Source organism: Herbaspirillum sp. Her3 (genome assembly GCF_057961275.1).
The window spans coordinates 1,474,587-1,500,099 of record NZ_CM176328.1; the positions used below are offsets into that span (position 1 = coordinate 1,474,587).

General features: G+C 63.4%; 21 protein-coding genes. 15 read left to right on the forward strand and 6 right to left on the reverse strand.

Translation table 11 applies throughout. The features are described from left to right. Positions 1-236: 236 nt before the first annotated feature. Positions 237-470, forward strand: a complete 234-nt coding sequence (locus tag ACVC5H_RS06740; RefSeq protein ID WP_489621590.1) for an EexN family lipoprotein — start codon at positions 237-239, stop codon at positions 468-470. Positions 471-591: 121 nt separating this feature from the next. Next, the gene (locus ACVC5H_RS06745; protein ID WP_489621591.1) at positions 592-1,605 is read left to right on the forward strand and encodes a transporter; all 1,014 of its coding nucleotides are present in this window, start codon (positions 592-594) and stop codon (positions 1,603-1,605) included. 31 nt (positions 1,606-1,636) lie between these two features. Here ACVC5H_RS06745 and ACVC5H_RS06750 read toward each other — a convergent pair whose 3' ends face one another. Further along, positions 1,637-1,999, reverse strand: coding sequence for a hypothetical protein (locus ACVC5H_RS06750; protein ID WP_489621592.1), 363 nt, complete (start codon positions 1,997-1,999; stop codon positions 1,637-1,639). A gap of 115 nt (positions 2,000-2,114) precedes the next feature. Beyond that, positions 2,115-3,866, reverse strand: coding sequence for a glutamine--tRNA ligase/YqeY domain fusion protein (locus ACVC5H_RS06755; protein ID WP_489621593.1), 1,752 nt, complete (start codon positions 3,864-3,866; stop codon positions 2,115-2,117). A gap of 270 nt (positions 3,867-4,136) precedes the next feature. On the opposite strand from ACVC5H_RS06755, the gene ACVC5H_RS06760 reads away from it, so the two are divergent. Beyond that, entirely contained in the window at positions 4,137-4,280 is a 144-nt protein-coding gene (locus ACVC5H_RS06760; protein WP_338716154.1) for a hypothetical protein, read from the forward strand. An 18-nt stretch (positions 4,281-4,298) separates the two neighbouring features. Here ACVC5H_RS06760 and ACVC5H_RS06765 read toward each other — a convergent pair whose 3' ends face one another. From ACVC5H_RS06765 to ACVC5H_RS06775, 3 genes are read right to left on the reverse strand one after another with little or no spacing between them, the layout of a single operon-like run. Beyond that, complete coding sequence (locus tag ACVC5H_RS06765; RefSeq protein WP_489621594.1) at positions 4,299-5,099, reverse strand: LytR/AlgR family response regulator transcription factor; 801 nt, start codon at positions 5,097-5,099, stop codon at positions 4,299-4,301. A 34-nt stretch (positions 5,100-5,133) separates the two neighbouring features. Next, positions 5,134-6,276, reverse strand: a complete 1,143-nt coding sequence (locus tag ACVC5H_RS06770; RefSeq protein ID WP_489621595.1) for a sensor histidine kinase — start codon at positions 6,274-6,276, stop codon at positions 5,134-5,136. 47 nt (positions 6,277-6,323) lie between these two features. Continuing rightward, entirely contained in the window at positions 6,324-6,629 is a 306-nt protein-coding gene (locus ACVC5H_RS06775; RefSeq protein ID WP_489621596.1) for a 2TM domain-containing protein, read from the reverse strand. Between the two features lie 183 nt (positions 6,630-6,812). Here ACVC5H_RS06775 and ugpQ point away from each other — a divergent pair, with 183 nt between their 5' ends. The 5 genes from ugpQ (at position 6,813) to ACVC5H_RS06800 (ending at position 11,972) form a co-directional block, all read left to right on the forward strand. Beyond that, the gene (ugpQ, locus tag ACVC5H_RS06780; RefSeq protein WP_489621597.1) at positions 6,813-7,556 is read left to right on the forward strand and encodes a glycerophosphodiester phosphodiesterase; all 744 of its coding nucleotides are present in this window, start codon (positions 6,813-6,815) and stop codon (positions 7,554-7,556) included. Between the two features lie 256 nt (positions 7,557-7,812). Further along, a complete protein-coding gene (locus tag ACVC5H_RS06785; RefSeq protein WP_489621598.1) occupies positions 7,813-8,031 on the forward strand; it encodes a hypothetical protein in 219 nt (72 codons plus the stop codon). 338 nt (positions 8,032-8,369) lie between these two features. Beyond that, positions 8,370-10,994: an alanine--tRNA ligase gene (gene alaS / locus ACVC5H_RS06790; RefSeq protein ID WP_489621599.1), complete on the forward strand. Its 2,625-nt coding sequence runs from the start codon at positions 8,370-8,372 to the stop codon at positions 10,992-10,994. Positions 10,995-11,025: 31 nt separating this feature from the next. Then, positions 11,026-11,580: an NUDIX domain-containing protein gene (locus tag ACVC5H_RS06795; protein ID WP_489621600.1), complete on the forward strand. Its 555-nt coding sequence runs from the start codon at positions 11,026-11,028 to the stop codon at positions 11,578-11,580. Positions 11,581-11,735: 155 nt separating this feature from the next. Next, positions 11,736-11,972 (forward strand): sulfurtransferase TusA family protein, encoded by a 237-nt coding sequence (locus ACVC5H_RS06800; protein ID WP_013235553.1) that lies wholly within the window; start codon positions 11,736-11,738, stop codon positions 11,970-11,972. A 92-nt stretch (positions 11,973-12,064) separates the two neighbouring features. On the opposite strand, the gene ACVC5H_RS06805 is transcribed toward ACVC5H_RS06800, so the two are convergent. Then, complete coding sequence (locus ACVC5H_RS06805; RefSeq protein WP_489621601.1) at positions 12,065-13,660, reverse strand: FMN-binding glutamate synthase family protein; 1,596 nt, start codon at positions 13,658-13,660, stop codon at positions 12,065-12,067. A 407-nt stretch (positions 13,661-14,067) separates the two neighbouring features. Between ACVC5H_RS06805 and ACVC5H_RS06810 the strand changes: the two genes are divergently transcribed. The 7 genes from ACVC5H_RS06810 to rbfA all read left to right on the forward strand — a co-directional run bounded on the left by ACVC5H_RS06810 (position 14,068) and on the right by rbfA (position 25,414). Next, positions 14,068-16,167, forward strand: a complete 2,100-nt coding sequence (locus ACVC5H_RS06810; RefSeq protein ID WP_489621602.1) for a putative bifunctional diguanylate cyclase/phosphodiesterase — start codon at positions 14,068-14,070, stop codon at positions 16,165-16,167. A 408-nt stretch (positions 16,168-16,575) separates the two neighbouring features. Further along, a complete protein-coding gene (gene scpB / locus ACVC5H_RS06815) occupies positions 16,576-17,556 on the forward strand; it encodes an SMC-Scp complex subunit ScpB (RefSeq protein WP_489621603.1) in 981 nt (326 codons plus the stop codon). Next, positions 17,543-19,543: a 23S rRNA pseudouridine(2605) synthase RluB gene (gene rluB, locus ACVC5H_RS06820; protein WP_489621604.1), complete on the forward strand. Its 2,001-nt coding sequence runs from the start codon at positions 17,543-17,545 to the stop codon at positions 19,541-19,543. Before scpB ends, rluB begins: the two co-directional genes overlap by 14 nt. A 386-nt stretch (positions 19,544-19,929) precedes the next feature. Beyond that, positions 19,930-20,424, forward strand: a complete 495-nt coding sequence (rimP, locus tag ACVC5H_RS06825; RefSeq protein WP_489622659.1) for a ribosome maturation factor RimP — start codon at positions 19,930-19,932, stop codon at positions 20,422-20,424. Beyond that, entirely contained in the window at positions 20,421-21,980 is a 1,560-nt protein-coding gene (gene nusA / locus ACVC5H_RS06830; protein WP_139971846.1) for a transcription termination factor NusA, read from the forward strand. Before rimP ends, nusA begins: the two co-directional genes overlap by 4 nt. Before the next feature lie 52 nt (positions 21,981-22,032). Continuing rightward, positions 22,033-24,912, forward strand: coding sequence for a translation initiation factor IF-2 (gene infB, locus ACVC5H_RS06835; RefSeq protein WP_489621605.1), 2,880 nt, complete (start codon positions 22,033-22,035; stop codon positions 24,910-24,912). 109 nt (positions 24,913-25,021) lie between these two features. Then, a complete protein-coding gene (rbfA, locus tag ACVC5H_RS06840) occupies positions 25,022-25,414 on the forward strand; it encodes a 30S ribosome-binding factor RbfA (RefSeq protein ID WP_489621606.1) in 393 nt (130 codons plus the stop codon). Positions 25,415-25,513 lie beyond the last annotated feature (99 nt).

Genomic DNA, 25,513 nt, shown 5'->3' on the forward strand with positions numbered 1-25,513 from the left:
TCATCCTGACAAGACGTACATGCAACATCCGCGAGGCCGGTCTTTGTGACCGGCTTTTTTGTTCTACCATGGCGTGAGGAAAGTGAAGATTTCCGTTGAGCAATCCTCAGCGGCTGTCTATACTTTGACGCGTTGCAGCGCAGCGCCGCCGTGACGGCACCCGGCAGGGGCCGGCCCGGGGCGTACCCTCCGTGCTGCCGCCGCGGGCCCGGCCCGCATTTCAGGGGAAACACCGCATGAACTCCGCTCTCCGCCTGCCAGCGCTGCTGTGCATCGCCCTGCCTTTGCTTTCGGCCTGTGATGCCGTGGCAGGCAAGAAGGATTACGCCTATTTCCGCGCCCATATCGATGAGGCCAAGTCGGTTTCCGACCAGTGCCAGTTGAATGGCACCTCCGGCATGAACGAGGAGCAGATCAGGGTCTGCAGTTCAGCCCGCGAAGCCTGGGGCAACCGCAACTTCAATTATTGAGCCTGGCCGGCTGCGGTACGGCGCCGTCACGGCGCTGTCACAAATATGTCAAAGACGGCCGTTAGAATGCGGGGTCGCTTAACGCCTTCCTGCCTTTCGCCCCTTTCTGACCTGGCCGCTCATGCACAATCCGCCGGATACCCCGCAAGCCTTGCATCTGCTCTACGAGCCAGCCGGATTCATCTGTGCCTTCCGCTTCGAGGAGGGTCGTGCACGCCAGATGAACTGGAATGAAGTGGTGGACTACCACCCGGAGGCGCCGGATTTCACCTGGCTGCACGTCAAGACGGCCGATGTGAAGATCCAGCAATGGATGGCGCATCACAGCGACATTCCCGAGTACATCACTGAATTCTTGCTCAGCAGCGATACCCATCCGGGTCTGCACGCTACCCCCGAAGGGGTCTATGGCACCCTGACCGATATGAAGATGGAGATCGGCGACACCGGGACCGAGAAGGGCGCGCTGCATTTCTACCTGGACCGCACGCGCCTGCTGACGCTGCGCACCCAGCCGCTGATTTCCACCAACATGCTGCGCCAGAAGGTGCTCGACGGCGGCGGCTTCGACAATCCCATGGACCTGTTCGCCGAGCTGCTGCGCTGCCTGGCCGATGGCTTCAATGCGCGCCTGGACAAGCTCAATGACAAGGTGGACGACATCGAATTCTCGGTGCTCTCGGACCGCCGCGCCGAAGACCGCGCCGAGCTCTCCGGCATCCGCCGCCAGCTGGCCGAACTGCGCCGCTTCATTGCGCCGGAACGCCGCATCCTGGCGCAGTTCCAGCGCCTGCGCCCGGCCTGGGTGCCACGCGAGGCGCTGGAAGACCTCACCCATGCGCTCGATGAACTGAACGAACTGCACTCCACCGTGGAAGCGGTCTATGAACGCGCCAAGCTGCTGCAGGAAGAGATCGCCTCGCAGATGTCGGAACAGATGAACCGCAACCTGATGGCGCTGTCGATCCTGACCGCGCTGCTGATGCCGGCCACGCTGGTGTCGGGGATCTTCGGGATGAACGTGGCGGGTTTGCCGGGCCTGCATGACGAGGCCTCGTTCTGGATCGTGATGGGCGTGATGGGCGGCCTCGGTGTGGCGACCGTGGCCTTCCTGAAGTGGATGAAGATTTTCTGAGCGTGCCGCGCGGCCGCCAGGCTGGCCGGGTTCAGTCGCGCGTGGCCATGGCTTCTTCGCTCTCGCGGATCAGCTTGTCGATGTCCAGGTTGTCCACCGCCTCCACCTTCAGCGACAGTGGCCGCCACAGCGAATACAGCCACAGCCCGATGCAGCACAGCGTGCCCAGGAAGAGCGTGATGAAGGCCGACAGGAACAGGCCGATGAAGGGCGACGCGATCAGGCCGTCATAGCCGATCAGGTGCTTGCCATCCCAGGTGATGGTTTGCGCGCCGAACAGCGAAAGCACACCCATCAGCGTTGAAAACGGCACCAGCGAGAAGCTGGTACCGAGGGCCAGCAGTTTGTAGATGGATGACATCGACAAGCGCTGGATCTTGATCTGCTCGAACATGAGTTCCCCTAGCTCTGCCGGTGGCCCCTGCCACCCGGCTGCGCCATCCCGTAGTCGCGGGCGGCTGGCGCGCGGCCGCCCGCGTGGCCTTGCGGCCGTATTCCCCTGATGGTACTTACTTGCCCCAGCTGTCCTTGAGCGTGACGGCCCGGTTGAAGACCGGCTGGCCGGCGGTCGAATCCACCCGGTCGGCCACGAAGTAGCCGTGGCGTTCGAACTGGTAGATGTCGCCAGGCTGGGCGGTCTTCAGGGTCGGCTCCAGGTAGGCGGTGATGACTTCCTTGGAGTTCGGATTGAGCGCAGCCAGGAAGTCCTTGCCGCCGGCATCCGGATGCGGGTCCGAGAACAGGCGGTCATACAGGCGCACTTCGGTGGCCAGGGCGTGTTCGGCGCTGACCCAGTGCAGGTTGCCCTTGACCTTGTAATTGGAACTGCCTTCAGTGCCGCTCTTGCTGTCTTCGAAGTAGTTGCAGTGCACGGCGATGACGTTGCCGTGTTCATCCTTGTCGCAGCCGGTGCATTCGACCACGTAGCCGTAGCGCAGGCGCACCTTGTTGCCGGGGAAGAGGCGGAAGTAGCCCTTGGTCGGTTCTTCCATGAAGTCTTCGCGCTCGATCCACAGTTCCCTGGTGATGGGGAAGTGGCGCTGTGCGGTGTCGTGTTCCGGATGCGCGGGCGGATAGACCGGGGCGCTGCAATCGATGGAGACGCCTTCGGGGAAGTTGTCGATGATGAGCTTCAACGGACGCAGCACGGCCACCGCACGCGGGGCCTTGGGATCGAGGTCTTCGCGCAGTGCGCCTTCGAGCACGCTGAAGTCGATCCAGCTGTTGTTCTTGGAGGCGCCGGTACGGTCGCACATCAGGCGGATCGCTTCGGGCGTATAGCCACGGCGGCGCAGGCCGACGATGGTGGGCATGCGCGGGTCGTCCCAGCCGGAGACGATCTTCTCGTCCACCAGCTGGCGCAGCTTGCGCTTGCTGGTGATGATGTAGGTCAGGTTCAGGCGCGCAAATTCATATTGATGCGGCAGCGGCTTCTTGAAGAAACCTTCCTCGGCCAGGTGTTCCAGCAGCCAGTCGTAGAACGGGCGCTGGTCTTCGAATTCCAGGGTGCAGATGGAGTGCGAGATGTTTTCCAGCGCATCTTCGATGGGATGCGCGAAGGTGTACATCGGATAGACACGCCACTTGTCGCCGGTGTTGTGGTGGGTGGCGTGGCGGATGCGGTAGATGGCCGGATCGCGCAGGTTCATGTTGGGGCTGGCCATGTCGATCTTGGCGCGCAGGATCATGGAGCCATCCGGATGCTTGCCGTCGCGCATTTCCTCGAACAGGCGCAGCGATTCTTCCACCGGGCGGTCGCGCCATGGCGAGTTCTTGCCGGGTTCGGTCAGGGTGCCGCGGTTCTCGCGCATCTGTTCGGCATTCTGCTCGTCGACATAGGCCAGGTCCTTGCGGATCAACGCCTGGGCGCAGGCATACATGACGTCGAAGTAGTTGCTGGCGTAATACAGGTGCGACTTGCCTTCATGCTCCCAGGAGAAACCCAACCACTTGACCGAATCGAGGATGGTGTCGACGTATTCCTGTTCTTCCTTCTCGGGATTGGTGTCGTCGAAACGCATGTGGCAGCGGCCGGCGTAGTCCGCCGCCAGGCCGAAGTTCAGGCAGATCGACTTGGCGTGGCCGATGTGCAGGTAGCCGTTGGGCTCGGGCGGAAAACGGGTCACCACCTGCGGCAGGGCCTGGCCATCCTGGCTGCTGCGCTCGGCATAGGTGCCCGAGACCAGATCGGACTCGATGATGCCGCGCAGGAAATTGGTGGAGGGGGCAGGGGTGTGGCCGTTTTTCAGTTCGTTGCTCATGAGATGAATCGGGGGGAGGAATGCCTGTTTATTCAGATGGCAAGCATTTTACCGCAGCTCCCCAGGTTCCACGGGCTTTGCGGCCGTTCCGGCAAGAATTTTTGCCCGCTGGCAAGGCGCCTGGAGCCGATATGAAGGTTTTTTCCTGTTCTTGTTACAGAAGATACGTCCGTGCATTACCTGTGGGGCGTCCCGGCTGGCAATCTGCCTGTGCGTCCTGCCTGGCTGCGGGCGCAGTGAAGGAAAAACCCAAAAACCAAGGAGTGCATCATGAGCCGTTGCATCAAGCTGATCGTCGCCGCCGCCCTGGCGGCCTCCACGCTGTCGGCCTGCGTGATGGTGCCGGTGGGTCCGCCACCGCCGCCGCATTATTACCATCCCTACTATGGCCCGGGCTATTACTATGGCCGCTGAGGGGGGGGCGGATGATCTCTACATCTGCTTGAACAGATGGGCGAACAGGCGGCTCACCGCCAGTTTTTCCGGGCGGCCGTGCAGGGTGACGAAGAGCTTGCCGTTCTCCTCCCGCACCGCCGCCTGGATCTGCCGCACCTGCACCACCGTGCCCCGGTGGATCTGCCAGAACTGGCGCGGGTCGAGCTGGGGGATCAGGTCGCGCAGGCTGGTACGGATCAGCGCCTCGCCATCGGCGCTGACCACGTTGACGTACTTGTCGGTGGCTTCGAAATACAGCACCTCTTCCACCGGAATCAGCTTGATCTTGTTGCCTACGGCGGCGCGGATGTAGTCCAGTCGTGGCGGCGTCTCCTGCGGCGCGGGCGTGGCCAGGGTACGTAGCTGTGCCAGTGCGCGTTCCAGGTGGCTTTCCTGGCTGCTGGCGGCACGTTGCGCCAGCAGGGTTTGCAGGCGGGCCACCGTCACGGTCAGGCGCTCCTGGCTGACCGGCTTGAGCAGGTAATCGATGGCGGCGCGCTCGAAGGCTTGCAGGGCATAGTCGTCATAGGCGGTGACAAAGACGATCAGCGGAAACGGGTGCGTGGCCGGCCATTCCTCGGCCAGTTCGCCCGCCACTTCCAGGCCGCTGCGGCCGGGCATCTTGATATCCAGAAACAGTACGTCCGGTAGCAGCGCCAGCGCCTGGTCAAGCGCTTGGTTGCCATTGGCCGCCAGGGGCGGCGCGGGCAGCTCGGGCCAGCAGCGCGCCAGGGCCTGGCGCAGGGCGTTGGCCAGGAGCGGTTCGTCTTCGGCAATCAGGGCAGTGGGCGCGGCCATGGGCAAACCTCCGTAAAGCGGCAGGGCAGGGTGGTCAGGCGTCGAGCAGGCGCGTGTGCTTGCTGCTGCGGTGCGCGGCCTTGAGGGCCTTGAGCGGGATGGTGATCTGCGCCATCGCGCCGGCCGGCACGTTGTGGGTGATGATGAGTTCGGCCAGCGGGCCGTAGAGGGTGGTCAGGCGCTCGCGGATGTTGTCCAGCCCGAAGTGCATGCCGATCACCGGCTCCTTCTGCGCGGGCGGCTGGTTCAGGCTGATGCTGGTGGGCAGGCCCACGCCGGTATCGAGCACGCTCAGCACCAGCATGTCGTTGTGGACCGCCGCACGCACGGTGCAGTTGCCGCCTTCCACCTTGGGTTCCAGGCCATGCTTGATGGCGTTTTCCACCAGTGGCTGCAGCAGCATCGGGGCCAGCCGCAGGCGGCCCAGGTGTTCCGGCAGTTGCAGGGTATAGGTCAGGCGCAGGCCCATGCGCAGCGACATCAGTCCCAGATAGGCCTTGATGAGGTCGAATTCCTTTTGCAGCGAGGTGCTGTCGGCGCGCGAGGCCGACAGTGTGGTGCGCAGGTATTGCACCAGCTGGTTCAACATCAGCTCGGCCTGCAGCGGATCGGTGCCGATGAGCGATTGCAGGGTGGCCAGGGTGTTGAAGAGCATGTGCGGCTCGATCTGGGCCTGCAGCATCTGCAGCTGCGCCTGCACGGCCTGCTTTTCGACCTGGCTGGCGTGGGCTTGCAGGGCGGCCATCTTCTGCTGGTTCCAGAAGAACAGGGTGGCGCCGAAGCAGACCAGGAAAGTCAGTACGATCACGGCAATGATGTTGTCGCTGTGCTCGGGCACCAGGGTCAGGACCGGCTGCCCCATCAACAGGCTGGCCAGCAGGCGTCCCAGCAGCACCGCCAGTGGCGCCATGACCACGATGACCACCAGGAAGCCCAGCTTGTTGGGTTCGCCGTCGCCCCAGATCGCCAGGCGTGTGCCATTGATGAGCAGCATGGCCAAAAGGCCGATGCACATCGACACCTGCAGGTTTTCATAAAAGCTGCCGCCGATGTGCATCAGGTAGGTCACCGCCAGTGCACACAGCAGGTTGATGACCAGCGTGGGCAGCAGGGACAAGGCCAGCTCGCGCAGCAGGACGATCAGGCGGGGCGGGATGGAAGTATCGTGTTGGGTCATGCGTTTGTGGTGATGAGGCAAACAAGCTGCCCGGCGCACCGGGCCTCTCAACGTCGGCGCAGTTCACGCGCGATCATCGCCTGCTTCCAGCCGGCGGGAAAGCGCCCGAATACGCTCAAGGCGTGGAATAGTACCCCGATTCCCCAGCCAAGGAGAGGTCCCAGGCTCCACCAGTAGCGGTGCGAACTCATCAGGTTCACCAGCATCAGGCCGGCATTGACCGCCAGATAGATGGCCAGGTGATGGAAAAAGCCGACCTGGCGCGCCACCCGCCGTTCGGCGCGGGCGTAGTCGGCCGAGGTGGCCTCGGTGGGGATGTCGTTGAGAGGGGAGAAACGGTCAGTGTCGCGCATGATGGCCTCGCAAGGGTGGTTGAACGATGCGGCAAGGATGCGCCGCCCGCCTGCGCCATGCCAGCGGCTTGCGATCAAGCGCGGCTGGATAGGCGCCAAGTGCTTGTGGCGCGGCGTGAACTGCTCTACCTTATGCGCCGGTTGCCTTCCCCCTTCTGCAAGGCCTACCTTCGGAGAAACATCATGTGGCCCTATCCCCGTATCCTCGCCCATCGCGGCGGCGGCACCCTGGCGCCGGAAAACACCCTGGCCGGTTTTCGCTGCGGCCTGCAGCACGGCTACCGCGCCGCCGAATTCGACGTCATGCTTACGCGCGACGAAGTGCCCATTTTGATGCATGACCCCCAGCGCGGGCGCACCCTGCCCGGCACCGGCAAGATCGCCGAGACCGACTGGGCCGACCTGCGCGAACTGGAAGCCGGTGCCTGGCTGGATACCCGCTTTGTCGGCGAACGCATCTGCACGCTGGAGCAGGGGCTGGATTTTTGCCTCGCCGAGGGTATCTGGATGAACGTCGAGATCAAGCCCGCCGCCGCAGAACATGCCCGCCGCACCGGCGAGCTGACCGCGCAGGCGGTGGCACGCCGCTTCGAGGGCAAGAGCGGGGCGGCCTTGCCGGTGCTGTCCTCGTTCTCCTTCGAGGCGCTGCTGGCGGCCAAGGAGGCTGCCCCGGCCCTGCCGCGCGGCTACCTGGTGGACGTGATCCCGGACGACTGGCAGGCGCGTCTGGAACAACTGCAGGCCGTGGCGCTGCACACCAATCACAAGCACCTCACCCCGGCCCTGGCGGCAGCCGTGAAGGAGGCTGGTTACGGACTCTTCTGCTACACCGTCAACGACATGGCGCGTGCCGGGGAAATCCGCCAATGGGGCGTGGATGCCTTCTGCACCGATCGGATCGACCTCATCGCGGCAGACGCCTGGTAAGACGGGCCAGCTCCACGCTGCCTGCATTGCGCCTCTCGCGCAGCGTGGAAATGAATGGCAAATGATGCTCTTACCGGTGGACTGAATCCTGACGCCATCGCTATGATTTGCAGGCGGTTAACAATAACTGGAGGGCAGTCGACAGTTGTTGTCAACGCGCCGCAAAAATCTTGCGTTAATGAAGCACAAGGCCGGCGCCCGTGAGCACGCCGGTGGACTTGTGGAAGCACACAACACTGAGAGATAGAGGAAAACGATGAAGATCAACAAACTGCTGGCTGCCGTACTCGTCGCCGCCTTCGCCATGCCGGTCCTGGCCCAGCCCGCACCGGCTCCGGCTGGCGCTCCTGCCGCCGAAGCCCCGGCTGCCAAGCATGCTCACAAGAAGCACAAGAAGCATGCCAAAAAGGCCAAGAAGCACAAGCACAAGAAGGCCAAGAAGACCAATCCGGTGCCGGCCAACAAGGGCGCCTGATTGTCCGGTCTTCTTGTGGCGGTCCGCACGGCGCGGCCCGCACACGGTTTTACCGGAAGGTTCGGCTGACACAGTTAAGGTCCGGTGGTGCAGAGTAACGCGCCTGCCGGGTCAGCCGAGTCTGTAACCCGCCCGGGTTTCCCGGCGGGTTTTTTTTCGTCTGCAGGATGGCGCTGGCCGGCATGCTGGCTGGGCATTGCAGTGCGGCTGTCAAGCCTGCGTATCCGCGCCCGGATACCGTATAATCACCGGTTCGCAATCGTTTTTTGCACCGACTCCCATCCGGGCCCGATCTGCGCGTTAGCGGCGGCATCAGGCCCATTTATCCGTCTTCGAACATGAACTCAGCCGAAATTCGCGACAAGTTTCTGAAATTCTTTGAATCCAAAGAACACACCATCGTCCGCTCCTCCAGCCTGGTGCCGGGCAATGATCCGACCTTGCTGTTCACCAATTCCGGCATGGTTCAGTTCAAGGACGTGTTCCTGGGCACCGACAAGCGCAACTACGTGCGCGCGGCCTCCGTGCAGCGCTGCCTGCGCGCCGGCGGCAAGCACAACGACCTGGAAAACGTCGGCTACACCGCGCGCCACCATACCTTCTTCGAAATGCTGGGCAACTGGTCCTTCGGTGACTACTTCAAGCGCGAGTCGCTCAAGTGGGCCTGGGAACTGCTGACCCAGGTCTATGGCCTGCCGGCCGACAAGCTCTGGGCCACCGTCTACCAGACCGACGATGAAGCCTACGACATCTGGACCAAGGAAATCGGCCTGCCGCCCGAGCGTGTGGTGCGCATCGGCGACAACAAGGGCGCGCCCTACGCCTCCGACAACTTCTGGCAGATGGCCGAGACCGGCCCTTGCGGTCCCTGTTCCGAAATCTTCTACGACCACGGTCCGGACATCTGGGGCGGCCCCCCGGGCAGCCCCGACGCCGACGGCGACCGCTACATCGAGATCTGGAACAACGTGTTCATGCAGTTCGACCGCCAGCTCGACCCGGCCACCGGCGAATACACCCTGACCCCGCTGCCGGCCCCTTGCGTGGATACCGGCATGGGCCTGGAGCGCCTGGCCGCGATCCTGCAGCACGTGCACAGCAACTACGAGATCGACCTGTTCCAGGCGCTGATCAAGGCCGCTGCCCGCGAAACCGGCGAGTCCGATCTGTCCAATGCCTCGCTGCGCGTCATCGCCGACCACATCCGCGCGACCTCCTTCCTGATCGTCGATGGCGTGATCCCCGGCAATGAAGGCCGTGGCTACGTCCTGCGCCGCATCATCCGCCGCGCGCTGCGCCATGGCCACAAGCTGGGCCAGACCAAGCCGTTCTTCCACAAGCTGGTCAAGGACCTGGTGGTACAGATGGGCGCGGCCTATCCGGAACTGCCGGAAGCCGCCGAGCGTGTCGAGATGGTCCTGAAGCAGGAAGAAGAGCGTTTCGGCGAAACCCTGGAACACGGCATGAAGATCCTGGAAGCCGCGCTGGCTGCCAACACCGGCAAGCTGGATGGCGAGACCGCCTTTACGCTCTACGACACCTACGGCTTCCCGCTGGACCTGACCGCCGACATCTGCCGCGAGCGCAAGGTCGAGCTGGATGAAGCCGGCTTTACTGCCGCCATGGAACGCCAGAAGAGCGCCGCCCGCGCCGCCGGCAAGTTCAAGATGGCCGCAGCCATCGAATACACCGGCGACAAGACCCGCTTCGTCGGCTATGAATCGCTGGCCCAGTCGGCCAAGGTCGTGGCCCTCTACGTGGCCGGCAGCCCGGTGCAGAAGATCGAGGCCGGCCAGGACGCCATCGTGGTGCTGGACACCACCCCGTTCTATGCCGAATCCGGCGGCCAGGCGGGTGATGCCGGTGCGCTGGAAGCGCCCAGTGGCCTCTTCGCCGTAGCCGATACGCAAAAGATCCAGGCCGAGGTGTTCGGTCACCACGGCCAACTGATCAAGGGCAGCCTGGCCATCGGTGATGCCGTCGAGGCCAAGGTCGATGCCGACCAGCGCGCCCGCACCATGCGCAACCACTCGGCCACCCACCTGATGCACAAGGCCCTGCGCGAAGTGCTGGGTTCGCACGTGTCGCAGAAGGGTTCGCTGGTCGATGCCGACAAGACCCGTTTCGACTTCAGCCACAACGCCCCGATGACCGCCGAGGAAATTCGCCGCGTGGAAGAGATCGTCAACCGCGAAGTGCTGGCCAACGTCGCTACCGGCGCCCAGCTGATGGGCTACGACGACGCCATCGCTGCGGGTGCCATGGCGCTGTTCGGCGAGAAGTACGGCGACCAGGTGCGCGTGCTGTCCATCGGTACCTCCACCGAACTGTGCGGCGGTACGCACGTGACTCGCACCGGTGACATCGGCCTGTTCAAGATCGTCTCCGAAGGCGGTGTCGCGGCCGGCATCCGCCGTGTCGAAGCCGTCACCGGCGAAGGCGCGCTGGCGCTGGTGCAGTCGCTGTCGACCCGCGTGGCCGAAGCCGCTGCAGCACTCAAGACCCAGCCGGAAGAACTGCTGCCGCGCATCGGCCAGGTGCAGGATCAGGTCAAGGCGCTGGAAAAGGAACTGGCTTCGCTGAAGTCCAAGCTGGCCTCCAGCCAAGGGGACGAACTGGTCAACCAGGCGGTCGACATCAACGGCATCAAGGTGCTGGCTGCGACCCTGGAAGGCGCTGACGTGGCGACCCTGCGCGAAACCATGGACAAGTTGAAGGACAAGCTCAAGACCGCCGCCATCGTGCTGGGCAGCGTCAAGGATGGCAAGGTCAGCCTGATTGCGGGCGTGACGGCTGATGCCACCGCCAAGGTCAAGGCCGGCGAGCTGGTCAACTTCGTCGCCCAGCAGGTGGGCGGCAAGGGTGGCGGCCGCCCGGACATGGCCCAGGCTGGCGGCACCGAGCCGGCCGCCCTGCCGGGCGCGCTGCAAGGCGTGGCGGGCTGGGTTCAGGCCAAGCTGTAATCATTCCCATCGGCCCGGATCCACAGCGCCCATGAGTCAATTCAAGTTCTGCCCGGTCTGCGCAGCGTCGCTGGTGCTGCGCGCCGATGAGGGCGAGGCCGGCAAGGTGCGCCTGGCCTGTCCCGATGACCACTGGACGCATTGGGACAACCCCCTGCCGGTACTTGCTGCGCTGGTGGAGATCGACGGCAAGATGCTCACTGCGCGCAACGCCGCCTGGGCCGAAGGGCGCTTTGCCCTCATCACCGGTTTCATGGAACGTGACGAGACCCCCGAGCAGGGGATCGCCCGCGAACTGAAGGAAGAGACCGATCTGGACGCCGAGCACATCGAACTGATCGGCGTCTATGAATTCATGCGCAAGAACGAGCTGATCATCGCCTACTATGTCAAAGCGAGTGGCACCATCAGGCTCTCGCCGGAACTGGTGGAATATCGCCTCAGCGCGCCCGCCGATCTGCGCCCCTGGCCGGCCGGAACCGGCCATGCGGTGGCGGACTGGATGCGCCAGCGCAATCTGCCGGTGCAGTATGTGGAGTTTGCCGGATCAAGCACGCCAATCGAGGAGCCCGTGGTGCTCAAGTAAGCGGGCAAGCCACCAGGCTGCGGGTTTGGCGGCGGAAATATGATTGCTTTTGCACAAGCATAGTGCGGTGAAAACAACAGAACTTGTGCAATGCATCAAGTCGGCGCATTTTGCAGTAGAATCGTTTTCGTCGTGATCCATTTTGAGTCGAAGTAATGGCCATCCAATTTCACCGTGAACTTGATGCGCGCGGTCTCAACTGTCCGCTGCCCATCCTCAAGACCAAGAAAGCCCTCGCCGACATGGCCAGTGGCCAGGTGCTCAGGGTGACCGCCACCGATACCGGTTCGGTGCGCGATTTCCAGGCCTTTGCCAAGCAGACCGGCAACGATCTGCTGGAGCAATCGCAGAATGATGAACACGAGTTCATCTTCTTCATGAAGCGCAAATAAGCAGCATTCCTGTCCATCCCGGCAACATGAAAAAACCCGCAGCGCGCAGGCACTGCGGGTTTTTTGTCGTCGGGCCGGAAATGAAGCTTTTTTCAAAACTCCGGGTGGAAGCTCTCGGCGCGGGCAATCGGCCAGAACTTTTCGTACACCCGATAGCGATAATTGCCTTCCAGTAAATCATTGGGCTGCAGGTATTTCAGCACGTTGGACATGAGCTGGATCTCATGGTCGTTGATGCGGCGTACGATGTGATGCGGGCGCAAGGCCGAGGTATGCGGAAGACCTGCTGCCTGAACCAGTTCCTGCAAGGCATGCAGGGTGCTCTGGTGGAAGCGGAAGACGCGTTCGGCCTTGTCCGGCACCACCAGCGCGCGGGCGCGCTGGGCATTCTGGGTGGCTACGCCCGTGGGACAGCGGTCGGTGTGGCAGCTCTGCGACTGGATGCAGCCCAGCGCGAACATGAAGCCGCGCGCCGAATTGCACCAGTCCGCGCCCAGTGCCAGCGTGCGCGCCACGTCAAAGGCGGTGACGATCTTGCCGCTGGCGCCGATCTTGACCTTTTCGCGCAGGCCGATACCGGTCAGCGTGTTGTGCACCATCACCAGTCCTTCCTGCAAGGGCATGCCCACGTGATCGACAAATTCCAGCGGCGCCGCGCCCGTGCCGCCTTCGGAGCCATCGACGGTGATGAAGTCGGGCACGATGCCGGTCTTGAGCATGGCCTTGGCGATGCCGAAGAATTCCCAGGGGTGGCCCACGCACAGCTTGATACCGACCGGCTTGCCGCCGGAGAGACCGCGCAGCTTCTCGATGAATTCCAGCAGGCCGATCGGCGTGGAGAAGGACGAGTGTACGGCCGGCGAGATGCAGTCCACCCCCATCGGGATGCCGCGCGTGGCAGCGATTTCGGGGGTGATCTTGGCCGCCGGCAGTACGCCGCCGTGGCCCGGCTTGGCGCCTTGCGAGAGCTTCACCTCAATCATCTTGATCTGGGGAGACTGCGCCTGGGCAGTGAATTTTTCTTCATTGAAGCTGCCATCCGCATTGCGGCAGCCAAAGTAGCCCGAGGCGATCTGCCACACCAGGTCGCCGCCAAATTCGCGGTGATATTCCGACACCGAGCCCTCGCCGGTATCGTGGGCGAAATTCCCCTTTTTTGCACCCTGGTTGAGCGCGCGGATGGCATTGGCCGAGAGTGCCCCGAAGCTCATCGCCGAGACGTTGAAGACCGACATCGAATACGGCTGCGCGCGGTCGGCACCGACGACGACGCGGAAGTCGTGGCTGGCGATCTTGGTGGGGGAGAGCGAGTGGCCTATCCATTCGTGTCCGGCCTGCTGCATGTCGATCTCGGTGCCGAAGGGGCGGCTGTCGACTTCGGCCTTGGCGCGCTGATAGACGATGCTGCGCTTCTTGCGCGAGAACGGGCGGCCATCCATTTCATCTTCGAAGAAATACTGGCGCAGTTCCGGCCGGATGGCCTCGAACATGAAGCGGAAGTGGCCGATCAGCGGATAGTTGCGCAAGACCGCATGGCGCCGCTGTACCATGTCGTGGATGCCGATGACGGTCAACGCCAGGGGGATGAGCGCCCAGCCCCAGCCGATGCCAAGGGTGGCTGCCAGGATCAGCAAGCCGAAGGTGAGGACCACCACGGCCCAGAATACGAAATACCGATTAGCCCACATAGAAGAGTCCGCTAGTTGTCAGGATGGAACCGGCACCGGCGCAGCGGCCAGTGGGCGGGGTAGCAGGATTCTAACGCCGAGGTTCAGTCGGGGTGTGCGACGAAGTGAAAGGTTTTGTCAGGCGATTTGTCCGCACTGGCGCCGGCGCTGGTCCGCAAGCCCGCTGCTTGCGCAGTGGCATCCTTATTGCTTTGACGAATCATCCAGCCAGGCACCGTGGGGAACGGGGTGTCTGGTACACGGGCGAACTCCACTATTACAGCGCGCCTGCCCGCCAAGGGCGCGAGACACATGTCGTTATGAAAACTGTTGCTGCACGAGGCCCGTTGCGGGCTTCCTCCTCCTCTTCGCGTCCTTCCAGGGCCTTGTGTCGCCACGATGCCGGGCAGACGCAATCCGTGGTCGCCATGGCACGTCCGCCGCGCCTGCTGGAAACCCTGCTGGCCAACCTCGATGGCATGGTCTACCGCTGCCGCGACGATGCCCACTGGACCCTGGAATTCGTCAGCGAGGGTTGTCAGGCGCTGACCGGCTATTCGCCCGAGGACCTGCTGCTCAACAGCCGTATTTCCTTCCTGCAATTGACCCATCCGGAAGACCGCCAGCTGGTCCGCAACCATATCGACACTTGCATGCGCGAACGGCGCCGCATCGACATCGAATATCGCATCGTCCACGCCGACGGCAGCCTGCGCTGGGTGTGGGAGCGCGGGGTAGGGCTGTACAACGCGGCCGGCAAGGTCGAGGCCATGGAAGGCTTCCTGCAGGACGTGACCGAGCGCAAGGAAGCTGCGCAGGCCTTGCAGGAGGCCGAGCGCCGTTACCGCAGCATCTTCGAGAACGCCATCGAAGGCGTGTTCCAGACCACGCCCGATGGCACCTACATCGCCGTCAATCCGGCGCTGGCGCGCATCTATGGCTACCACTCGCCGGAAGACCTGATCGTGGGCCTGCGCGACATCAGCCATCAACTTTACGTGGAGCCGGAGCGGCGCGCAGAATTCATGCGGCTGATGGAGCGGCACGGATCGGTCTCCAATTTCGAGTCGCGCGTGTACCGGCGCGATGGCGACATCATCTGGATTTCCGAAAACGCCCGTGCCGTCTATGACGACAGCGGCAAGCTGGTCTGCTACGAAGGCACGGTCGAGGCCATCACCGAGCGCAAGCTCCATGAGGCCGAGATGCGCCACCAGGCCACGCACGACGCGCTGACCGGTTTGCCCAATCGCAACATGCTGCATGAGCACCTGCAGCGGGCCATCCAGGTGGCGCGCCAGAAGGGTGGGCTGACGGCGGTGGTGTTTGTGGATCTGGACCAGTTCAAGTTCATCAACGACAGCCTGGGCCACACGGTCGGCGATGAACTGCTCAAGACCGTGGCCCAGCGCCTGCAGGCCTGTCTGCGTGAGACCGACATGGTGGCGCGCCAGGGCGGCGATGAATTCGTGCTGGTGCTGCAGAACCAGACCGGCGGCGAACTGGGCATCGCCGAGGTGATGCAGCGCATCCTGGCGGCCGTGGCCAAGCCCTGGCAGGCCGGTGACCGGGAGTTCCAGGTCACCGCCAGCATCGGCGTGAGCCGCTATCCGGCCGATGGCAAGGATGTCGAGACGCTGTTGAAGCAGGCCGATTCGGCGATGTACCGGGCCAAGGAGCAGGGCCGCAACAATTTCCAGTTCTTCGCGCCCTGGATGGATACGCAGGTCAGCAACCGCCTGGAAATGCTGATCAACCTGCGCCGCGCGCTGGATCAGGAGGAGTTCAAGCTCTACTACCAGCCCAAGCTCAGCCTCAAGGATGGCAGCGTGATCGGCGCTGAGGCGCTGATCCGCTGGCAGTCGCCGGAACAGGGCATGGTGCCGCCGGACCGCTTCATTCCCTTCGCCGAAGAGGCCGGGCTGATCGTCCCCATTGGTGAATGGGTGCTGCGTACCGCCTGCCAGCAGAACAAATGCTGGCAAACCGCGGGCCTGCCGCCGATCCCCGTGGCGGTCAACCTGTCGCCACGGCAGCTGAACCAGAGCCTGCCGGAGTTCGTCTCCGGCGTGCTGGCCCAGAGCGGCCTGGCGGCCTCCTGCCTGGAGCTGGAGATTACCGAAAACGTGGTCATGAAGGATGCCGAGAAGAGCGTGGCCACCCTGCATGCCTTGAAACGCCTGGGTCTGCAGATTTCGGTCGACGATTTCGGCACCGGCTATTCCAGTCTCTCTTACCTGCGCCGCTTCCCCGTGGATGCGCTCAAGATCGACAAGTCCTTCGTACGGGACATTGCGCGCGATGCCGACAGCGCAGCCATCGTCAAGGCCATCATATCGCTGGCTCATATTCTGAACCTGCGTGTCATCGCCGAAGGGGTCGAGGATGAAGAACAACATGCTTTCCTGAAGGAAAATGCCTGTGACGAAGTGCAGGGTTACTTCTTCGGCAAGCCCATGGCGGTGGAGGATTTCACGGCCTGGATGACCCGGCAGGCGGGAAACGGTCAGGAAGCGTCATGCAAATAATTGTCCGCAGGCTGCAACAGGCTGCATTGGCCTAAATCTTTGTGCTACACTTTCGCGCAGTACTTTTGATGCCTTGCGCCCCGACCGCCGCAGCCTGTGCGGCCAACAAAGGCTCCATGACGCAAGGCCGGTAGTTGAAAAGGTGCAGGTCGGCCGTCCGCAACCCAGCGACATGACGGCTTTGCGAAAGCGCGATACCTCCGCGACGCCGATTTGCCCGGGTCTTAGATTCCAGCTCATTCAATCTCCAAACACCGGAAGGCAGCGCCGCCGCATCCAGCACCGCGCAAGACTTGCCGCACCCGGCCTGTGTCAGCTCTGGCTGCGGGCGGGGCTGGCTGCATCCGTGGCGCCGGAGATCTGCTGCAAGCCGAACTTTGTTAACAACAAGACGCACAAGAGTGGTACATGAATATTGCTGAGGCCAAGAAAGTCCTCGAAACTGCATTGCTTTGCACGCATGAGCCCCTGTCGATCAATGACCTGAAGAAGCTGTACGTCGATCCCGAGAGCGATGAGAGCAGCGACATCAATGCCGAGATCATCCGGCAGATGCTCGACGAGCTGCGCACCGAATGGGCCGACAAGGGAGTCGAAGTGGTCAGCCTGTCGACCGGCTGGCGCTTCCAGAGCCGCAAGGAAATGAAGGTCTACCTGGAACGCCTGAATCCGGAGAAACCGCCCAAGTACACCCGCGCCACGCTGGAGACGCTGGCCATCATCGCTTACCGCCAGCCGGTCACGCGCGGCGACATCGAAGAGATTCGCGGCGTGGCGGTCAATACCCAGACCATCCGCATGCTGGAAGACCGGGGCTGGATCGAATCGATCGGCCACCGCGACGTACCGGGCCGGCCGGCACTGTTTGCCACGACCCGCAAGTTCCTGGACGACCTGGGCCTGAGTTCGCTGGAAGAATTGCCGCCGCTGCAGCAGGTCAGCGGCGAGGCCGCCGCCCAGGGCGCGCTGCTTGAGTTGCAGGCGCTGGAGGGTGGCGTGGCTGCCCTGGCAGGCGCGGAGCAGGAGGAGGCAGAGGAAGCCGAAGCTGCTGAAGTTGCCGAGTCTCCTGAATCCGCCGACACTGCAGAGCCTGCGGCCGAGGCTGTCGAGGCTGAAGCGCCTGTCGAGGCCGATGAGCCGGTCGCCGGGCAAGATGCAGAACATACGGAAATCGCAGCCGCCGCCGGGGAAGAGCGCGCTGCAGGCAGTGAAGACGCTTCCCCAGAAGCGCAAGAACCTTTTGAGCAAGACGTTGCCGTAACTGGCACAGACGCCATCGAGGCCGCCGGCGAAGCGGCAGGCGAGCACAACGACACCACCGAGCGGGCCGATCAGCGGGGAAATGACGCGCGTCCGCCACATCCAGATTCGAAGAATGAAGCCAACTAGTTCCAAAGACGAGACCCAGGTCGACCTGGCCGCGGCCGATGCCGCCGCATCCGACAAGCCGGTGAAGAAGCGCACCCGCAAGCCTGCGGCCGCTGCCGCGCCGGCCGAAGCAGAAGCCGTCCCGCAAGCGGCAACCGCTGAGGCTGCGCCGAAAAAGCGCGCCACGCGCGCCAAGAAGGTCGTCGCCGACGAGGTGGCTGCGGCGCCGGTCGCGGCTGCCGAGCCCGCACCGGCTCCCGAAAAGAAACCGCGCGCCACCAAGCCGCGTGCCAAGAAGGCTGACGTGGCTGCCGAAGGCCCGGTCGCGGAAGCGCCGGCCCAGATGAGCCTGGCCATGGAGCCGGCGCCTGCCGCTCCGGCCAAGCCCAAGCGCGCTGCCAAGCCCAAGGCTGCAGCGCCTGAAGTGGCTGCGCCTGCTCCGGCTGCGCCCGAGCTGCCCAAGGTCATCGTCACCGTGGGTGAAGAAGTGGTCGCGCCGCCGGTCCTGCTGGATGCGCCGGCCGATCCCAATCGCGCCAAGCCCGCCCGCCGTGGCGTGCGCGGCCCGCGTGCGCTGCGCAACAACCGCGCTGCCCAGCGTGCCGCCGCTGGCGGTGCTGCCGAGGCGGCACCGGTGCACGGCAAGAGCGAGGGCGATGCTGCTGCCGCCCCCGAGCGCCAGCCGCGCGGCCAGTTCGGCAAGAACAATGGCCAGCCCGGCCAGCAAGGCAAGAAGAATTTCGACAAGAACGGCAAGAAGCCCAAGGCGCCGCAACTGGGCCTGCGCTCTGCCGAGCCGGTTGATGACATCTTCTCCTACGTGACCTCCGAAGCATATGACCGCGACGAAGGCGCCAAGGCCGGTGGTCGTCAGCCGCACCAGATGCGCGGCAAGAATGGCCGCCGCGACCTCACCGCCGAGGACGATGCCCCCAAGCTGCACAAGGTGCTGGCTGACGCCGGCCTGGGTTCGCGCCGCGACATGGAAGAGCTGATCGTCGCCGGCCGCGTCTCGGTCAATGGCGAGCCGGCCCACATCGGCCAGCGCATCCTGCCGACCGACGCCGTGCGCATCAACGGCAAGCTGATCCAGCGCAAGGTGAGCAAGCGCCCGCCGCGTGTGCTGGTCTATCACAAGCCCTCGGGCGAGATCGTCAGCCATGCCGATCCGGAAGGCCGCAGCTCCGTGTTCGACCGCCTGCCGACCATGAAGGCCGGCAAGTGGCTGGCCGTGGGTCGCCTCGACTTCAATACCGAAGGCCTGCTGCTCTTTACCACCTCCGGTGACCTGGCCAACCGCCTGATGCACCCGCGCTACAACATCGAACGTGAATACGCCGTGCGTACCCTGGGCGAGCTGGAAGAGGGCATGCGCCAGAAGCTGCTGGCGGGCGTGGAGCTCGACGACGGTCTGGCGCAGTTCTCGCGCATCGCCGATGGCGGCGGCGAGGGTGTGAACAAGTGGTATCGTGTGACCATCGGCGAAGGCCGCAACCGCGAAGTGCGCCGCATGTTCGAAGCGGTCGGTCTGACGGTCTCCCGCCTGATCCGTACCCGCTACGGTGCCATGACCCTGCCGCAAACCTTGAAGCGCGGCCGCTGGGAAGAGCTGGAAGAAAACGCCGTACGCAACCTGATGGCCGCCTGTGGTCTGGAAAAGCAGGCCGGTGAAGCCAAGTCCGGCAATCAGGGCAATGGCGGCCACGCCGGCAAGAGCCAGAACAACGGGCCGCGCGGCAACGGTATGCAGAACAAGGGACCGCAAAAGGGCCGCCAGGGCGGCAGCTTCGGCAACGGCGGCAACTACGGCAACGGTGGCAACTATGGTGGCGGCAACAAGGGCGGCCAGCCCAAGAGCCGCCAGCCGGACCCGTTGCAGACCGCGCTGGGGTTCCCGGACGCCGGCAACCAGCGTCGCGGCAATCGTCCGCAGCGCGGCGGCAATACCGCCGCCAACTTCATGCTGGGTGGTTTGCCCGGCATGAATCGCCGTCGCGGCGGCCGTTGATGCATCGCCTTGCCCGCCGGAAAGCTGGCGGGCCGGGTAGCGCCATCAACGCTGCGTGACGTGCGTGGTTGAGTGCGCCAATGACGTTTTTTATGAACGTTTTTGGTGTCTCGATCACAATTGACACCATTCCGGATTTGCTGTGCATACCTGAATCGGTTATAATATGTTAGTTAAACGCAACCTGCCGCGAATCGCATATGTGATAAATCATTGATAGATCCGCCTGCGCCATGAATGATGGAAATGCGGTGGTTCGCGTGATGTGTGATCTCGAGTTGCATGAGATAACAAAAGATGGGCAGATGCCCATTTTTTTTTTGCTGATCAATTTTGGATGTGCGCTCGCCGTGATGGCAAAGCGGCATCGTGATGGAGAAATAGTCTTGCAATTGCTGGAGCTGATCGAATCCACCCTCTCGGGCCTGGGCTACGAACTGGTTGAGTTCGAGAAGGCGGCGCGCGGTCTGGTGCGCGTCTTCATCGATTTTCCGTTCGACCCCGAAGCAGAAGAAGTGCGTTCGATCACCGTCGAGGATTGCGAGAAGGCGACGCATCAGCTGCTGCACGTCTTCACCGTGGAGAACGTGCTCTATGAGCGTCTGGAAGTCTCCTCGCCCGGGCTGGACCGCCCCCTGAAAAAGTTTTCCGACTTCGTGCGTTTCGTCGATTGCGAAGCCGTGGTCAAGCTGCGCGTGCCGCTGCCCGGTACGTCCAACCGCAAGACTTATGAAGGTGTGTTGCGCGAACCTGAGGGCGAGGAACTGGTATTGGAATTTGAAGCAAACGATGGGTCGGCTGCCGTGTTGAATTTCACGCTGGCCGATGTGGATAAGGCACACCTGGTGCCGCAGGTCGATTTTAGGAGTCGCAAAGGATGAGTCGCGAAATTTTGTTGTTGGTCGATGCGCTGGCGCGCGAAAAGAACGTCGATAAGGAAGTCGTCTTCGGCGCACTGGAGCATGCGCTTGCGCAAGCTACCAAGAAGCGCTATGAAGGCGAGGTCGACATTCGCGTCTCGATCGACCGTGAAAGCGGCGAGTTCGAATCCTTCCGCCGCTGGCACGTGGTGCCCGACGAAGCCGGCCTGCAGCTGCCCGACCAGGAAGTGCTGCTGTTCGAAGCCAAGGAACAGTTCCCCGATATCGAAGTCGACGAATACATCGAAGATCCGATCGAATCCGTCGAATTCGGCCGCCGCTTCGCGCAAGACACCAAGCAGGTCGTCCTGCAGCGCATCCGCGACGCCGAGCGCGAACAGATCCTGGCCGACTTCCTGGCCCGTGGCGATGCCCTGGTGACCGGCACCATCAAGCGCATGGAACGTGGTGACGCCATCATCGAGTCCGGCAAGATCGAAGCCCGCCTGCCGCGCGACCAGATGATCCCCAAGGAAAACCTGCGCATCGGCGACCGCGTGCGTGCTTACATCCTGCGCGTGGACCGCAGTGCTCGTGGCCCGCAGGTGATCCTGTCGCGCACCGCGCCGGAATTCATCATGAAGCTGTTCGAACTGGAAGTGCCGGAAATCGAACAAGGTTCGCTGGAAATCAAGTCGGCTGCCCGTGACCCGGGTGTGCGCGCCAAGATCGCCGTCTACACCGCCGACAAGCGCATCGACCCCATCGGTACCTGCGTGGGCATGCGCGGTTCGCGCGTGCAGGCCGTCACCGGTGAGCTGGGCGGCGAGCGCGTGGACATCGTGCTGTGGTCCGAAGACCCGGCGCAGTTCGTCATCGGCGCGCTGGCCCCGGCCAACGTCACCTCCATCGTGGTCGACGAAGAAAAGCACGCCATGGACGTGGTGGTGGATGAAGAAAACCTGGCCATCGCCATCGGCCGCGGCGGCCAGAACGTGCGTCTGGCAGCCGAGCTGACCCGCTGGCAGATCAACATCATGACGGCCGAGGAATCGGCCGACAAGTCGGCGGCCGAGACCGCGCTGATCCGTACGCTGTTCATGGAAAAGCTCGATGTTGACCAGGAAGTGGCCGACATCCTGGTCGAGGAAGGCTTCTCGACCCTGGAAGAAATCGCCTACGTGCCGATCAACGAGATGCTCGAGATCGAATCGTTCGACGAAGAGACCGTCAATGAGCTGCGCAACCGCGCCCGCGACGCCCTGGTGACCGAAGCGATCGCCTCCGAAGAAGGCCTGGAAGGCATGGACGAGGAGCTGATCAATTTCGAAGGCCTGGACCGTGTGCTGGCCGGCAAGCTGGGCCTGGCTGGCGTGAAGACGCTGCCGGCCTTTGCCGGCCTGGCTTATGACGAATTCGGCGCGATCCTGGCCCTGCCTTCCGAGCGCGCGCGCCAACTGATTGAAAATGCATTTGAAGATGTGACCGACGATGAAATGAAGCTCATCGATTCCAAATACGATGAGCGCGCCAAGGCCCTGCAGGCCAAGGCATGGAGCGCAGTCGAAGGCCGCTGAGAAGCGGAGCGTCTCCACATCATCTGCCGAGCCACATAGAAAAGAGGACTGAATGGCGAGTAACAACGTTGCCCAATTTGCCACCGAGCTTAAGATGCCTGCTGACCTGCTGCTGACCCAGCTGCGTTCGGCCGGTGTCGAGAAGAGCTCTGCATCCGATTCCCTGTCGAAGGAAGACAAGGACCGCCTGCTTGAACACCTGCGCCGTGCGCGCGGGGCCGCGCCGGAAGGCGAGAAGAAAAAGATCACGCTGACCCGCAAGGAAACCACCGAGATCAAGCAGGCCGATGCAACCGGCAAATCGCGCACGATCCAGGTGGAAGTGCGCAAGAAGCGCACCTTCATCAAGCGTGACGAGCCCGGCGTGGAAGAGACCGCAGCACGTGCTGCGGCGCCTCAGCGCGACCCGGCCATCGAAGCGCAGGAACGTGAGCAGGAAGAGGCTCGCCGTCAGGCTGAACTGAAGGCCCAGCAAGAACGCCTGGCCCAGCTGGAGGCCGAACGCGCCGCCCAGGCCAAGGCTGCCGAGCTGGAACAGCAACGTGCCCGCGAAGAAGCCGAGGCTGAAGCCAAGCGCCAGGCCGCTGAAGCCGCCGCCGCGGCTGCCGAAGCCGAAAAGGCCAAGGCCGCGGCCGCTGCTGCACCGGCCGCCACCGCTGCTGCCGCGCCTGCTCCGGCCGTCGATCCGGCTGCCGAAGAAAAGAAGCGTGCTGCTGCCGAAGAAGCCAAGAAAAAGGCCGAAGCCGCTGCCAAGGAAGCCGCCGACCGCGCCGCTGCCGCCGACCGTGCGCGCAAGGCCGTGGAAGATGAAGTGGCCCAGATCAAGGCCATGATGAATGCGCCGCGTCGCGTCATCAAGGCGCCGGAACCGGCCGCACCTGCAGCCAAGACCTCCGAAGGCACGCTGCACAAGCCCGCCACGACCGCCGCCAAGCCGGGCGAGAAGAAGGATGACAAGAAGCCCGCCGTGGCCGCAGACAAGAAGTCGATCAAGTCGGCCAATGTCTCCTCGACCTGGCAGGATGATGCCAAGAAGCGTGGTGCCGGCGGCATGAAGTCGCGTGGCGCCACCGGCGGCGGTGGCCGCGATGGCTGGCGCGCCGGCCCCAAGGGCCGCCGTCACTCGCATGGCGACGACCAGCGTGAAAGCAACTTCCAGGTGCCTACCGAAGCCGTGGTGCACGATGTCTACGTGCCCGAAACCATCACCGTGGCTGAAGTGGCCCACAAGATGGCGGTCAAGGCTTCCGAGGTCATCAAGCACCTGATGAAGCTGGGCCAGATGGTCACCATCAACCAGGTGCTGGATCAGGAAACCGCGATGATCGTGGTGGAAGAGATGGGCCACCGCGCCCACGCCGCCAAGCTGGACGATCCGGAAGCCCTGCTGGTCGAAGGCGAAGAGCACGCCGACGCCGAAGCGACTCCGCGCGCCCCAGTGGTCACCGTCATGGGTCACGTCGACCACGGCAAGACCTCGCTCTTGGACTACATCCGCCGCACCAAGGTGGCCTCGGGTGAAGCCGGTGGCATTACCCAGCACATCGGTGCCTACCACGTGGAAACCCCGCGCGGCATGATCACCTTCCTGGATACCCCGGGCCACGAGGCGTTCACCGCCATGCGTGCCCGTGGTGCCAAGGCAACCGACATCGTGATTCTGGTGGTGGCCGCCGACGACGGCGTGATGCCCCAGACCAAGGAAGCGATTGCCCACGCCAAGGCCGGCGGTGTACCGCTGGTGGTGGCCATCAACAAGATCGACAAGCCGGGTGCCAACCCCGACCGCGTCAAGCAGGAACTGATCGCCGAAGAAGTGGTGCCGGAAGAATACGGTGGCGATGCCCCGTTCATCGCCGTCTCCGCCAAGACCGGCGAAGGCATCGACTCGCTGCTGGAAAACGTCCTGCTGCAAGCCGAAGTGCTGGAACTGAAGGCACCGGTGGATGTGCCGGCCCGTGGCCTGGTGATCGAAGCCAAGCTGGACAAGGGCCGCGGCCCGGTGGCAACGATCCTGGTGCAGTCCGGTACCTTGAAGCGCGGCGACGTCGTGCTGGCCGGTTCGGCCTACGGCCGTGTGCGTGCGATGCTGGACGAAAACGGCAAGAACATCGCCGAGGCAGGCCCGTCCCTGCCGGTGGAAATCCAGGGCCTGACCGAAGTGCCCTCCGCCGGTGAAGAAGTGGTGGTCATGACCGACGAGCGCAAGGCGCGCGAAATCGGCCTGTTCCGCCAGGGCAAGTTCCGCGACGTGAAGCTGGCCAAGCAACAGGCCGCCAAGCTGGAAAACATGTTCGACCAGATGACCGAAGGCGAGGTCAAGAACCTGCCGATGATCATCAAGACCGACGTGCAAGGTTCCCAGGAAGCCCTGGTGCAGTCGCTGCAGAAGCTGTCGACCGCCGAAGTGCGTGTCCAGGTGGTGCACGCTGCAGTGGGTGGCATCAGCGAAAACGACGTCAACCTGGCAGTCGCTTCGAAGGCCGTCATCATCGGCTTCAACACCCGTGCCGATGCGTCGGCACGCAAGCTGGCCGAAGCCTCGGGCGTGGACATCCGTTACTACAACATCATCTATGATGCGGTGGACGAGGTGAAGGCCGCGATGTCGGGCATGCTGTCCCCGGAAAAGCGCGAACAGGCGCTGGGCCTGGTGGAAATCCGCCAGGTGTTCGTGGTCAGCAAGGTCGGTTCGATCGCCGGCTGCTACGTGCTCGAAGGCCTGGTCAAGCGTGGCTCGCAAGTACGCCTGCTGCGCAACAACGTGGTGGTGTGGACCGGCGAACTGGACTCGCTCAAGCGCTTCAAGGACGACGTCAAGGAAGTCAAGTCGGGCTTCGAGTGCGGTCTGTCGCTCAAGGGCTACAACGACATCGAAGTGGGCGATCAGCTCGAAATCTTCGAAGTCCAGGAAGTCGCCCGTACCCTGTAATGCAATACGCCGGCGTATCGTTCGCGATGCGCCGGCTTCACTGGCAAGATCCGTCGCAGCAACGCGGGAATCCTCCCGCCACGCCATCGGCGGATTGTTTTTTTAAAGCATGGCAAAACACAGCAAATCCATTCCCGGACGCGGCTTGCGCGTCGCCGACCAGATCCAGCGCGATCTGTCGGAGTTGATCGCCTTCGAGCTGAAGGATCCGCGAGTGGGCATGATCACCATTACCGAAGTGCAGGTCACGCCGGACTACGCGCACGCCAAGGTTTTCTTCACCACGCTGGTGGACAACCCCGAAGCGATCAAGAACACCCTGGCCGGCCTGCGCAAGGCGGGCGGTTACCTGCGCACCCAGCTGGGGCGCAGGCTGACCATCCACACCCTGCCGGAACTGCATTTCGTGCACGACAACTCGACCGCACGCGGCATTGAAATGTCGCGCCTGATCGACGAAGCCAACGCCACCCGCGCCAAGGATTCGGACGACGAGTCCTGATGCCCGGAGTCGGGCAGTGCGGGCTGCGCAGGCAGTCTTGCAGTTTTCTTCATTTACCTCACACCGGTCTGCGTCTTCCTTGCTCGGAAGCGTGAGGCC